General features: G+C 71.0%; 12 protein-coding genes and 1 riboswitch. Of the genes, 4 read left to right on the top strand and 8 right to left on the bottom strand.

Features of this window, described 5'->3' with window-relative positions; translation table 11 throughout:
• Window positions 1-17: 17 nt before the first annotated feature.
• Window positions 18-482: a MarR family winged helix-turn-helix transcriptional regulator gene (locus tag PFX91_RS09870; protein WP_285731060.1), complete on the bottom strand. Its 465-nt coding sequence runs from the start codon at window positions 480-482 to the stop codon at window positions 18-20.
• Between the two features lie 159 nt (window positions 483-641).
• Here PFX91_RS09870 and PFX91_RS09865 point away from each other — a divergent pair, with 159 nt between their 5' ends.
• The 4 genes from PFX91_RS09865 to PFX91_RS09850 all read left to right on the top strand — a co-directional run bounded on the left by PFX91_RS09865 (window position 642) and on the right by PFX91_RS09850 (window position 5,674).
• Window positions 642-1,184 (top strand): YceI family protein, encoded by a 543-nt coding sequence (locus tag PFX91_RS09865; RefSeq protein WP_285731058.1) that lies wholly within the window; start codon window positions 642-644, stop codon window positions 1,182-1,184.
• A gap of 242 nt (window positions 1,185-1,426) precedes the next feature.
• Entirely contained in the window at window positions 1,427-1,738 is a 312-nt protein-coding gene (locus tag PFX91_RS09860) for a DUF2470 domain-containing protein (protein ID WP_285731057.1), read from the top strand.
• A gap of 236 nt (window positions 1,739-1,974) precedes the next feature.
• Window positions 1,975-4,668, top strand: coding sequence for a protein kinase domain-containing protein (locus tag PFX91_RS09855; RefSeq protein ID WP_285731055.1), 2,694 nt, complete (start codon window positions 1,975-1,977; stop codon window positions 4,666-4,668).
• 85 nt (window positions 4,669-4,753) lie between these two features.
• Complete coding sequence (locus tag PFX91_RS09850; RefSeq protein WP_285731054.1) at window positions 4,754-5,674, top strand: aldose 1-epimerase family protein; 921 nt, start codon at window positions 4,754-4,756, stop codon at window positions 5,672-5,674.
• Window positions 5,675-5,685: 11 nt separating this feature from the next.
• On the opposite strand, the gene PFX91_RS09845 is transcribed toward PFX91_RS09850, so the two are convergent.
• From PFX91_RS09845 to PFX91_RS09815, 7 genes are all read right to left on the bottom strand, one after another.
• Window positions 5,686-6,273, bottom strand: coding sequence for a nucleotidyltransferase family protein (locus tag PFX91_RS09845; protein ID WP_285731115.1), 588 nt, complete (start codon window positions 6,271-6,273; stop codon window positions 5,686-5,688).
• Between the two features lie 173 nt (window positions 6,274-6,446).
• Window positions 6,447-7,607 (bottom strand): XdhC family protein, encoded by a 1,161-nt coding sequence (locus PFX91_RS09840; protein WP_285731052.1) that lies wholly within the window; start codon window positions 7,605-7,607, stop codon window positions 6,447-6,449.
• A 103-nt stretch (window positions 7,608-7,710) separates the two neighbouring features.
• Window positions 7,711-8,172 carry a PH domain-containing protein gene (locus PFX91_RS09835; RefSeq protein WP_285731050.1) on the bottom strand — a complete coding sequence of 154 codons (462 nt, stop codon included), beginning with the start codon at window positions 8,170-8,172 and terminating at the stop codon, window positions 7,711-7,713.
• A gap of 108 nt (window positions 8,173-8,280) precedes the next feature.
• Window positions 8,281-8,754: a 6,7-dimethyl-8-ribityllumazine synthase gene (ribH, locus tag PFX91_RS09830; protein WP_285731048.1), complete on the bottom strand. Its 474-nt coding sequence runs from the start codon at window positions 8,752-8,754 to the stop codon at window positions 8,281-8,283.
• A 44-nt stretch (window positions 8,755-8,798) separates the two neighbouring features.
• Window positions 8,799-10,085 (bottom strand): bifunctional 3,4-dihydroxy-2-butanone-4-phosphate synthase/GTP cyclohydrolase II, encoded by a 1,287-nt coding sequence (locus PFX91_RS09825; RefSeq protein WP_285731047.1) that lies wholly within the window; start codon window positions 10,083-10,085, stop codon window positions 8,799-8,801.
• Between the two features lie 92 nt (window positions 10,086-10,177).
• A complete protein-coding gene (locus PFX91_RS09820) occupies window positions 10,178-10,810 on the bottom strand; it encodes a riboflavin synthase (RefSeq protein WP_285731045.1) in 633 nt (210 codons plus the stop codon).
• Between the two features lie 117 nt (window positions 10,811-10,927).
• Window positions 10,928-11,058: riboswitch (FMN riboswitch) on the bottom strand.
• Window positions 11,059-11,127: 69 nt separating this feature from the next.
• Entirely contained in the window at window positions 11,128-12,210 is a 1,083-nt protein-coding gene (locus PFX91_RS09815) for a phosphatase PAP2 family protein (protein WP_285731113.1), read from the bottom strand.
• Window positions 12,211-12,311 lie beyond the last annotated feature (101 nt).

The following is a 12,311-nucleotide window of genomic DNA, read 5'->3' as shown; positions in this document are numbered from 1 at the left end:
CGCGCATTCGGACGAATCTATCCTCCTGGAACGGACTCGTCACCTTCGAGCGTGTCGATGATCTCACCGAGCAGGCGGGTCTGCTCCGCCGTGAGCCTGTCGAAGACCCGTGAGCGCACGCGCGCGACGTGGCCGGGCGCGGCCTGCCCCAAGAGGTGGGAGCCCTTCTCCGTCAGTACGGCCCAGAGTCCGCGCCGGTCGTCCTCACAGTGTTCCCGGCGCACGTGGCCGTCGCGTTCGAGTCGGGCGATCTGGTGGGAGAGCCTGCTCTTGGAGACGATGACGCTGTCGGCGAGCACACGCATGCGCATGCGCCTCCGAGGAGCCTCGGACAGGTGCGCCAGGATGCCGTACTCGATGAGCGAGAGACCGGTGCGCTCCCGCAGGTCCTTCTCCAGGTCGTCGTAGAGCGCCGCGTTCGTCCGGAGGAAGGCCCGCCAGACGCGCTGCTGCTCCGGGTCAAGCCATACGGCCTCGTCCATGCGCCCATCGTAATAGGGTCGCGGCCGGGGACCTTGCGAGCGTAAGAATTATCAGCTAACATCTTCCCAGGAAGCTTCTTCTGAGGTATGTTGTTACTCAGAAGCGAACAGCGAGAAGGGACCCGACCTCGGGTCCGACGACCCACCAAGGGGGACACCATGGCATCTCAGGAATTGCAGTCCGGCACCTGGAAGATCGACGCCGCCCACAGCACCGTCGGCTTCTCCGTGAGGCACATGATGGTCAGCAAGGTCCGTGGCCGCTTCGAGAAGTTCGACGCCACCCTCACGGTCGCCGAGGACCCCACCCGGTCCTCCGTGGAGGCCACGATCGACGCCGGCTCCATCAACACCGACAACGGTGACCGCGACAACCACATCCGCTCGGCGGACTTCTTCGACGTCGAGAACCACCCGGAGTTCACCTTCCGCTCCACGGGCCTTGAGGCCAAGGGCGAGGACTTCGTCCTGCGGGGCGACCTGAGCATCAAGGGCAACACGCGCCCCGTCGAGCTCGCTCTGGAGTTCAACGGCTCCACCATCGACCCCTACGGTCTGAACCGCGCGGGCTTCACCGCCTCCACGCAGATCAGCCGTAAGGACTTCGGCGTGGACATCGAGATGCCGATGGACGGCGGCGGTGTGGTCGTGGGCGACAAGATCACGATCGAGATCGACGCCGAGTTCACCCGCGAGGGCTGAGGTCCGTCCACGGAGACCTTGTGGTCCGCCGAGGGCCGCGGGGGCGCCCACGGGGTTCCACAGGGCCCCGGAGGCGCCGCGGACCTTCGTGCCGCGTGCGACGGGCGGTCCCCGCCGGGGAGAGGTGGATCTCGACGAGGCTCCGCCGTACCCACGGGGCCTCGGATATCGTCGACGGGGGGAGGGCTTGCGCCCTCCCCCCGTTCGTGTCCGCCGTACGCACCCGGCCGCCCGGAGGTCCCGTGCCCTCGTCCAACCCCTTCTCCCCCGAGGTCGTCGCAGCCGTCACCGCGCACATGAACGACGACCATCCCGAGGACACACTGCTCATCTGCCGTGCGCTGGGCGGTCGGCCCGAGGCCACCGCCGCCCGGATGGTCGGCCTGGACGGCGACGGCGGTGACTACGCGGTCACCGTGGACGGCGTCGAGCACACCGTCCGCATCCCCTGGGCACGGCCGCTGACCGAGCGGCCCCAGATCCGGGCGGAGGTCGTGCGGATGTACCGGGAGGCCCGCGAGAGGCTCGGTGCGGCCCCTCGGGAACACCGCTGAGCCCGACCCCGAACGGCGCCGAAGGGCCGGAGGCACGGGCCTGGGAAGAGCCGGTGCACGTTCGGTGGAACTCCACACGGCCCACAGGAGTCAGACAAGGTGGGGGAAGCGCCCGTGTCCGCGATCCGCGCGGGGAAAGAGCCGCGCCGTAGGCCCTCGGGGACCTGGCCTGAGGGGGTGCCCGTCCCCCGCACGTCCACGAAACGAACGCCTAGGTAAGGACGGCCCCGACCTCCATGGTCATGCCCGACCCCGGCGACGACAACGCGCCGACCCAACGGATCGAACCCGCCGCACGGACCGGTTCCGGTGAGGAAGGACCCGCGCGTGCGGCGGCCACGCGCTGGGTCACGCGCGTGCTGCGTCCCCCACGGCGCGGAGACATCGAGACCGCGCGCACCGTCTCCGGCGAGGACCGGACCCGTGTCCTGCCCGGCGCCACGCGGGTGGACTCCCCGGTCTCCCCCACCGTCGGACTCCAGGGCCCACATCCGGCCCCGACCGTCCCCGGTGGGGGGCGCTCCACCGGACGCGCCCCCTGGTGGCGGACCCTCCTCGGCCCGCTCCTGGACTGGATGGCCCGCCTGGTCTCACGCGTGGTGATCGGTCCCGCCGGCGAACTCGACTACGCCGTCCCCGCCGAACTACGCCGCCGCTACCAGGTGCTCGACCACATCGGCGCGGGCGGGGAGGCCGTCGTCTACCTGGCCGAGCCCACCGACTCCCCCGGTCGTTCACTGGCGCTCAAGATCTATCGACCCGGCCACGACATCAATCGCGAGCTCCTCGACCGACTCCGCGCGCGCGGCACCTCCTCGCCGCACACCCCGGCCATCCACGGTTACGGCACCGCGACCGGTTCCTGGGGCGAGGACGTGGCCTGGGAGGCCCAGGAGTACTTCTCCCGAGGGTCGCTGCGCTCGCTCATCGACCAGGCCCCCCTGCCCGAGGAGCAGGCCCGCGCCGTGGTCGGCGCGATCGCCGCGTGCCTGCACCACTGGCAGAGCGAACTCCAGCACAACCACACCGACGTCAAGCCCGAGAACCTGCTGGTGCGCTCCCTGGATCCTCCGGTCGTGGCGCTGACCGACTTCGGCGGCGCCGTACGCGCCACCATGAGCCGTGTCTACGGGGGGCTGGCCATCACCGAGGACTACGCCGCTCCCGAGGTGGTCGAGGGTCGACGTGAGGCCCCCGCCGCCTGGTGGTCCCTGGGCGTGATCGCGCACGAGCTGGTCACCGGCCGACGCCCCGAGCGGGGCGGTAACTGGTTGACCGCGCGCAACACCGAGGTGGACGTCTCCGCGGTCACCGACGAACGCTGGCGGCTCCTGGTACGGGGCCTGCTCGCACTCGCGCCGTCCGCGCGCTGGGGCCACGACGAGGTCGCCCAGTGGCTGGACGGCGAGCGCCCGCGGATCCGCACCGCCCGCCGTCTGCGCCCCATCGACTTCGCCGGCGTCACCCACGAGGACCCGCCCAGCCTGGCCTTCGACCTGCTCGACCGCTCCGAGACGGGCGCCATGTGGTTGCGCAGCCACTGGTCGGAGCTGCGCACGTGGCTGGACCGCGAGGTCAACGACTACACCTTCGACCGCGCCTACCTGACCGGCCTGGACCAACACCCCGAGCGGGCGCACGTGGCCATCAGCGCGCTGGCCGCCCGCTACGTGCCCGGGATGCCACCGCGCTTCCGGGGACACGAGGTCGGCGCCGACGGACTGCTGGCGCTGGCCACCGGCGACGCCAGCCGCCACGCGGTCGTGCGCGAGGCGGTGTCCTCGGGCGTGATCGGGCTGGCCGCCCAGCACTGGTGCCCCCACCCCGCATGCCGTTCTGGCGGTTCGGGCCGCTGTGCCCTGCTGGAGCGGGTCCAGCACGAGGTGCAGCTGATCATGCGACGGGTGTCGGAGACCGTCGACCACCTGACCGAGGCCGGTGAGGACGCACCGCGTGAGCCCGAGCCCCACGAGAAGGACACCGCGTGGGCCCGGGCGGTGGAGCTGGTACTGGTCCCCGAGACCGCCTCACGCCTGCGGTCGCAGCTGCGCCGCCAGTCCTGGCATCCCCGCCAACGCAGCGCCGCCCCCCGCGCCCCCTGGTGGGTGGAACAACGACGCCTGGCGCTGCGGGACACCGGCGGTCGCGACGCCCTGATCACCAAGAGCGCCCTGATCACCGCGACGCTCCTCCTGCCCGAGGCGGCCCGGGTGGGTGCGCGGATCGCCGAACGTGAACGTGCCGACGGCCGATCCCGCCGCCAGGACCGTTGGGCCTCCCTCGCGGGGTCGGCGCGGGAGCGTTGGTCACAGACCAAGGACAGGGTCGCCGCCGCCAAACGACGCAGGGCCGAAGCCGCGGCGGCCTCCACCCGTCCCGACGCTCCGTACCCCCACGGACCCCTGGGCGCGCGGGAGCCCGTGCCGAGCCCTCGCGCACAGGAGCGGAGGAGGCGCAGGGTCGACCGGACCATGAGGCAGATCCAGCGGGCGATGTCGGCGGGCAGGTGTCGCCGCTTCGCCTACCCCGCGGCCCTGTTGGGCCTGATCGACGGACTGGGCCGGGCCCTGCGCCCTCCCGAGGGCTTCTACCCCGAGAGCGAGTTCGTGACCTCCGCCTACACCGGCCTGCTGGACGCCGCCGGCGGCGTGGTCCTGGGACGGCTCTCGGAGATCGCGGGGGCGGTGACCGGGCTGATGCCGGGCGGTACGGGCTCCGCGTGGTGGTCGCCGGTGCTGCTGTCGGCGGTGTTGGTGGTCCTGGGGCGTGCGGCGGCCAGTAAGAGACCCGGTTCCCGGGCCCGGGTACGACTGGGCGCGTTCCGCCTGGCCGTGGTGGGATCACTGCTCATGGTGATCGTGCTGCTGTCCACGGGCCTGGTCGCCCTGGGCTCCGGCGTGCTGATCCCGCTGGACGGTCTGCTGGGATGAGGAGGTCCCCGTATCGGGACCGACGCGAGGCGGGTGGGCTATGATCGCCCGGTTCGACGCACGACAACGGGGAAGCGGGCAAGCGGTGGGCGACGTGATCGGGCTGCGCGGCGGAGACTACCGGGCGGACATCGACCGCACGGGAGCGGGACTGCGGGCACTCACCTGGCGGGGTCACGACGTGGTGTGGCCCTACGGCGCGGAGAGGCCCCGGGCCTTCCAGGGACAGGTGCTGGCTCCGTGGCCCAACCGAGTGGCGGCGGAGGGTTATCGGTTCGACGGGGGCCGGTATCGCCTGGAGCCCGACGAACCGGCCACGGGCACCGCCATCCACGGCCTGGTGCACGATCGGACCTGGACACCGGAGTCGGTGTCCGAGGACACCGCGACACTGCGTCTGGACTTCGAGGGCACCACCGGCTTCCCCTTCCCCCTGTCCTTGTCCCTCACCTACCGGCTCACCGCGTCCGGACTGACGGTCACCGCCACCGCCCGCAACGAAGGGGAGGTCCCGGCCCCGTTCGGGCTGGGCTTCCACCCTTATCTGACGTTGGGCGAACCGCTCCGGGCACTGGCCGAGCGTGGTGAGCTCCTCCTGGAGAGCGGCGCGGGAACCTGGCAGCCGGTCGACGAACGGATGCTGCCCTCAGGCGACCCCGTTCCGGTGGACGGGGGCGAGTACGACTTCCGCGCACCGGGCCGTGGACTCGGCGACACGGTGCTGGACACCGCCTTCTCCTCCCTGGAGCGGGACGCCGACGGTCTGGCGTGGGTGCGGATGAGCGGCCCCCGCCACCGTGTGTCGCTGTGGTGCGACCGTGGTTTCGGCTGGCTGCAACTGTTCAGCGCCGACACCCTGGACGGGAACGACCACCGCGCCCACCTGGCGGTGGAGCCCATGACCTGCCCGCCCAACGCCCTGGTCAGCGGCACCGACCTGATCGTCCTCGCACCCGGCGGATCGACCGAGCACGTCTTCGGCATCATGGCCGAGAGCCTGCTCTGAGGCCGAGGTCCTCATCCCCGGTCGGGGCTCCCCCGGTCCAGCACGACGCTGAGTCGCTCCAGGTCCTCCACGGTGTCGATGTCCTCGGGGCTGGCGATGTCGTCGCAGGAGACCGCGGTGACCAGGTGCGAGTAGGCCCGTAGGAACGGGCGCGCGCCCACGTCGTGCACGGCCATGGCGTAGGCCGCCGACCAGTGCTCACGGCCCAGCAGCACCGGATTGCGCTGGTTCCCCTGGTAGGTGGCCACCGCCGCACGGGCACCCTGCTCGTGCGCCCGCACCAGACGGCGCACCGCCTCGGGAGTGACCAGGGGCTGGTCGGCCAAGGCGATCAGCACCGCGTCCGCGGCGTCCGGCAGGGCGTCGATCCCGGCACGCACCGACGACCCCATACCGGTCCGCCAGTCGGGATTGTGCACGGTGTGGGCACCTCGGACCGCCGTCTCGGCCGCGCCCAGCACCACCATGACGGGCGCGCAGCCGCCCGCGGTCAACGTACGCACGCCCCGATCGACCAGGCGCTCACCGCCCACCTCCACCAGCGCCTTGGGGCGCCCGAGTCTGCGTCCCGAGCCCGCCGCCAGGAGCAGGCCCGCCACCAGGCCCGTAGGTGTGTGCTCCCCGTTCCGAGAGTCCCCAGTACCCATGACGCGATGATGCCACGTGAGAGCGCCCGAGGTGGGCCGCCCGGCATAGACCGTACGTCCACACTCGTCAGCCTCGTCGGTCTTTCTCCCGTGACCAGGCACTTCACCGTTCGCCTGGTTTCGGTTCACCTGATGACGCGGTCGGGATCGACCGGAACCAGGGGCTCTCGCGGCGTGTCACGGTGGATACGTCCCTCGGTCTCACGCAGCGCGCGGCCACTTCCACCCCAGCGCGTCTGCACCAGCTCCGCGGCGATCGACACCGCCGTCTCCTCCGGGGTGCGTCCCCCCAGGTCCAGACCGATCGGCGAGTGCAGACGCGCCAGGGCCTCCTCTCCCACGCCGGCCTCGCGCAGCCGTTGCCTCCGGTCCTCGTGGGTGCGCCGCGACCCCATCGCGCCGATGTAGCCCGCGCGGGTCCTCAGGGCCTCCTTGAGCACGGGGACGTCGAACTTGGGGTCATGGGTGAGCACACAGATGGCGGTACGTTCGTCGATCTCCTCGGCGATCTCCTCCAGGAACACGTGAGGCCACGCGACCACCACCTCCTCGGCGGTGGGGAACCGCTTGGCGGTGGCGAACACGGGACGGGCATCGCACACCGTCACCCGATACCCCAGGTAGGAGCCGAGATCGGCGACGGCCGCCGCGAAGTCGATCGCGCCGAAGACCAGCATGCGGGGGGCGGGCGCGAACGACCGGACGAACACCTCCAGCTCGTCACCGCGTCGCTGCCCGTCGGTTCCGTAGTGCAACAGGCCGGTACTGCCCTGGGCGAGCATGCCTCGCACGTCGTCGTCCAGCGCGTCGGTGAGCCGAGCGCTGCCCAGGTCGCCCTCGGCGTGGTCGGGCCACACCACCCGACGCCGCCCCACGCGACCGGTGTCCGAGGGGTCGGAGACGATGGTGGCCACGGCGACGGGCTGGTGTTCGTCGATGGCGCCGATCACCGATCCGAGCTGGGGGTAGGTGGTCCGGCCGACCGGTTCGACGAACATGTGCAGGGTTCCGCCACAGGTCAGTCCCACGCTGAAGGCGTCGTCGTCGCTGACCCCGTAGGTGCGCCGCACCGGGACCCCCGTGCGGATGACCTCCATGGCCTCCTCGTAGACCGCGCCCTCCACACAACCGCCGGACACACTGCCGACGACCTCGCCGGAGGCGCTGACCAGCATCGACGCCCCCGCGTCGCGGGGCGCGCTCTTGTAGGTGTCGATCACCGTGGCCAGCGCGAATGTCTCGCCCGAGGCGTACAGGTCGGACACGGCCGCTCGGATGTCACGCACGCGGTACCTTCTTCCACGTTCCGCCAGTGGTCCTCGGTACCAAACTACGTGTTCCACACGACATCGGGGAGCCACGGGATCCGACGGCTCCCCCGGTGCGACCCTACGGGCGGTCGGGCTCTTGGGCCTCGCCTCGGTGACGCAGCAACTCCTGGAACTCCTCCAGGTCGCGTCGGGCCCGTTCGCCGTCCGTGCTCTGGATGCCCATCACCGCCAGCGTGGTGCCGTCGGCCAGGTCCGCGGAGGGCCAGGGCTCGCCGATCGGCATCTGGACGTCCACCACCTCGGCCCAGGAGAGCACGTGGGTGCGGATACTGTTGACCACCGTCACGCCCTCCTCCGTGGCCACCAGGCGAGGCCGGGCGAGCAGGTGCAGGGTGGCGGCGATCATCAGTCCCATCCCCACGAGCAGGAACCTGTCGAGGGTCCCCCAGCTCTGCGGCAGGATCACGGCGAGCAGTGCCAGGGTCGCCACGATCAGCAGACCGAGGCCGTAGGCGACCAACCTCACCGACCGGGGCCGCCAGACCCTGGGAAGGACCGGCTGCTTCGACGCCTCGTCCACGGATTGTTCCCTCGTCCGCACCGACTGCTCCACTCTCGACCCGCCCCGGGCTCGGGGACTCTCACTCCACCACCGGGGACGTCGATCCCCCTGCGCGTCCCGGGCCGGTCAGCGTCGCAGCCCTCGCAGGACCACCGCTGCCTCCAGGGCGGCCAGCGCGGCCTCCGCGCCCTTGTTCTCCGCGCTCCCCGGAAGGCCGGCACGGTCACGCGCCTGTTCAAGGGTGTCACAGGTGAGCACACCATTGCCCACGGGGGTGGAGTGGCGCAGAGCGACCTCCGTCAGGCCGTGCGTGACCGACTGGCACACGTACTCGAAGTGGGGCGTGCCGCCACGGATGACCGCGCCCAACGCGATCACGACGTCGTGCTTGCGGGCCAGCTCTTGGGCCACCACGGGGATCTCGACGGCCCCCGCGACCTCCACGACGACGGGATCGACCGCCCCGGAGTCCTTGACGACCGCGAGGGCGTTGTCGAGCATGGGCCCGACGACCGCGGAGTTCCAGTGGGTCACGACGATGCCCACCGACATTCCGGAGGCGTCCACACCACGCTGCTCCGGACGTCCTTCACCACTCATGAGGTCCTGCTTTCTGTCTGGACGGGTCTGGGGAGGGGCCGGGCTCAGCGGGCGACGTCGGCCAGGTCGTGGCCCATCCGGTCGCGCTTGGTACGCAGGTAGGCGATGTTGTCGTCGGTGACGAAGGACGGCATGCCCACCCGCTCCTTGACCCGCACACCGTGGCTCTCCAGCCCTTCGACCTTGTCGGGGTTGTTGGTCAGCAACCGCACCGAGGACACGCCCAGGTCGGTCAGGATCCGGGCTCCCGCGCCGAACTCGCGGGCGTCGGCGGGCAACCCCAGACTCAGGTTGGCGTCGACGGTGTCCACGCCCTGGTCCTGGAGGCTGTAGGCGTGGAGCTTGTGCAGCAGACCGATGCCCCGCCCCTCGTGTCCGCCCAGGTAGACCACGACGCCGCGGCCCTCCTGGGCGATGGTCGCCATGGCGGCGTCCAGCTGGGCTCCGCAGTCGCAGCGGTGGGAACCGAACGCGTCGCCGGTGAGGCACTCCGAGTGCAGTCGGACGAGGACGTCGGTGCCGTCGGACAGGTCGCCGTGGACCAGGGCGACGTGCTCGGCCCCGTCGGTGGTGCCCTTGAACCCGACCGCGCGCCACTGGCCGTACCGGTTGGGCATACGTGTCTCCACCATGCGGGTGACCAACGGCGGGTGGGCCTGCTCCTCGGTGAGGGCCTCGCCCCGAGCGACCCGGTAGGCGGCGAGCTGCTCGACCGACACCAGCTTCAGCCCGTGCTGGTCGGCGAACTCGCGCAGGCGGGGGAGACGGGCCATGGTCCCGTCGTCGTTGACCACCTCGGCGAGCACTCCCGCGGGACGCAGCCCCGCCAGACGCGCGAAGTCGACGGAGGCCTCGGTGTGGCCGCGCCGGGCCAGGACCCCGCCGGGGCGGGCCCGTAGCGGCAGGATGTGGCCGGGACGCACGAAGTCGGTGGGGCGGCTCTCCTCGGAGGCCAGCAACCGGATGGTCCGGGCCCGGTCCGCGGCGGAGATACCGGTGGTGACGCCCTCCCGGGCGTCGACGGTGATCGTGTAGGCGGTGCGCAGACTCTCCTCGTTGCGCGCGGTCATCAGCGGCAGGTCGAGGCGGTCCAGGTCCTCGCCCTCCATCGGCACGCACACCACGCCGGAGGTGTGGCGGATCATGAAGGCCAGGAGTTCGGGTGTGGCGAGTTCGGCGGCGAAGATGATGTCGCCCTCGTTCTCACGGTCCTCGTCGTCCACCACCACGATGGCCCGCCCGGCGGCGAACTCGGCGATGGCCTCCTCGATGGGGTCCAGGACGACGGCCCGCTCGGTCTCGGCGGCCGGGATGGTCTCGGTGACGGTCATTACCGCTCCCTGGGGTGACTCGTGGGTGGAGGTGGTCTGAGGGGCGGCGGCCCGTCCGTGCGGGTCCGCTCCCCGAGGCGGCATGGCGGGGCTCACACCCGCGGGTCGGCCGAGGACACAGCGGTGATCCGCTCGACGTACTTGGCGATGACGTCCACCTCGATGTTCGAGGTGGCGCCGGTGGCCAGAGCCCCCAGGGTGGTGGCCCTCAGGGTCTCGGGAATCAGACTGACCTCGAAGAACTCCTCCTCCGCCCCGGGCTCGCTGACCGCGGAGACGGTGAGGCTGGTGCCGTCGACGGTGATGGACCCCTTCTCGACCACGTACGGGGACAGGTCGGCGGGCAGGCCGAAACGCAAGACGTCCCAGTTGTCACCGGGCTCGCGGGAGAGCAGGCACGCGGTGCCGTCGACGTGACCCTGGACGATGTGACCGCCGAGACGGCCTCCCACACGGGCGGCGCGTTCGAGGTTGACGGGAGAGCCCGGGGCGAGGGAGCCGAGGGTGGAGCGGTCCATGGACTCCTTCATCACGTCGGCGGTGAAGGTGCCCTCGCCGCTGTCGACGACCGTCAGACACACGCCGTTGACCGCGATGGACTCACCGTGCGCGACGTCGGAACTGACGAGGGGGCCGCGTACGGTCAAAAGCAGGGCCTGGCCCGTGCCGCCCGCTGGTTCGACGGAGACGACCTCGCCGACCTCTTCCACGATTCCGGTGAACACGCCCTTGCCATCCCTTCGCCTGTACAGGCTCCGGGGAAAAGGGGTGTGGAACGGGTCCACGGCGAGACGGCGGCGGTTACCGCGCGTTCGGAACGCGACGGTGAGCACACCGTCCCGACACGTACTGCCTCCCATCCGGACTTTCACCGTCGGTACCGGAATTCCACCGGTTCAACCGGCCGATGGTTTCGGCCGGGTCGCGGACTGTCACCGCCGGTTCGGAATTACACCGACCCCGGAGCACGTGTTCGACTACTGTCTCAACGGTTCGGATCCTACCCCCCGCCGCCCCGGGCGCATAGTGGGTGTGATGTGTATCATTCGCTCCCGGTTCCGTCCGGCGCGTCGGAGACGGAGGCGCGCGACGGGTCGGGACGTCGGGCCAGGCCGCTGCGGACGAACAGTTCCGGTGCGACGTAGGAGGCCCAGAAGGTGATCGCGGCGTAGGCGACGAAGCTCACGACTGAGGCGCTCAGCCCGGTCGTTGCGCCGAAGAACACGTCCATGACCGCCTGGATGAGCACGACCACCGAGATCCCGAGGACGAATCGGGCGATCTTGGACACGACGGTGCCCTGGGCGCTGTACCAGCCGCGTCCCGCCAGCAGGGTGAAACCGACGATCCCCCCGAGCAGGGCGCCGGAGACCGTGTACAGACCGGTGAGGGTGTGTCCGGCCGGATCCGTGGGGGCGGCCCCGATCCACTCCGCGGGGACCTCCCAGGAGCCCAGCACCAGCGACTGCCACAGGGCGGCCACGAGACAGGGCAGGAGGGTCACCGCCAGGGCGCAGCCCACCCAACGGACGGTGGTCAGGCCCGACCACCAGCGGGCGATGCGGTCCTCCCATCGAAGGGCCGCCCACAGCACGGCGGCGCCCAGGAGCAGACCCGCCACCACGTCGCTGATGAAGTGCGCGCCCAGGTAGATCCGTGAGAACGACACGAGTGCGATGACGGCGACGGCCACCCACGGCATCACCCGACGCCCGGACCTCAGGCCCAGGTAGCCCCAGGTGACCATGGCCCCCTGGGTGTGCCCCGAGGGGATCCCGAAACTGCCATGGTCGGCGTGGGCCTTGACGTGGGCGTCGAACCAGGAGGGACGCGCCCCGTAGAGCAGGGATTTGCACAGGTAGTTCACCATCCCCGAGGCGGCCACGACGACGAAGAGGCGTGCGCCCAACCGGGAGTCGAAGCACCAGAAGACCACGGCGAGCACGACGATGATGACGCTCTGGGAACCGAGGTGGGTGAGGACCCCCAACGGAAGGGCGAGCCAGTCCCCCAGCCCCTGGAGCCATCGGATGGGGACGATCTCCGCCTCCCACAGGGCGTCCAGGGGCGGATACTCGACGGCCGAAGCGTGCAACGCGTACTCCCACGGGTCCGCGCCTGGCAACGCGCTCACGCCGCGCCGCTCCCCCGCGCACGCGAACGCACGGAGGGAAGACGGAGCCGCGACCAAGCGGATTCAACGACTACGAGTCGCACAGCATAGAG

Origin of the sequence: Nocardiopsis sp. ATB16-24 (assembly GCF_030271535.1) — a bacterium.
Classification (GTDB): Bacteria; Actinomycetota; Actinomycetes; order Streptosporangiales; family Streptosporangiaceae; genus Nocardiopsis.
Note: the sequence above shows the minus strand (reverse complement) of the source record. Positions and strands in the feature narration are given on the sequence as shown.

Excerpts from the sequence above, each read along its gene's own strand:
- PFX91_RS09870 (WP_285731060.1), bottom strand. The coding sequence starts at position 482 with ATGGACGAGGCCGTATGGCTTGACCCGGAGCAGCAGCGCGTCTGGCGG.
- PFX91_RS09865 (WP_285731058.1), top strand. The coding sequence starts at position 642 with ATGGCATCTCAGGAATTGCAGTCCGGCACCTGGAAGATCGACGCCGCC.
- PFX91_RS09855 (WP_285731055.1), top strand. The coding sequence starts at position 1,975 with ATGGTCATGCCCGACCCCGGCGACGACAACGCGCCGACCCAACGGATC.
- ribH (WP_285731048.1), bottom strand. The coding sequence starts at position 8,754 with ATGAGTGGTGAAGGACGTCCGGAGCAGCGTGGTGTGGACGCCTCCGGA.
- PFX91_RS09825 (WP_285731047.1), bottom strand. The coding sequence starts at position 10,085 with ATGACCGTCACCGAGACCATCCCGGCCGCCGAGACCGAGCGGGCCGTC.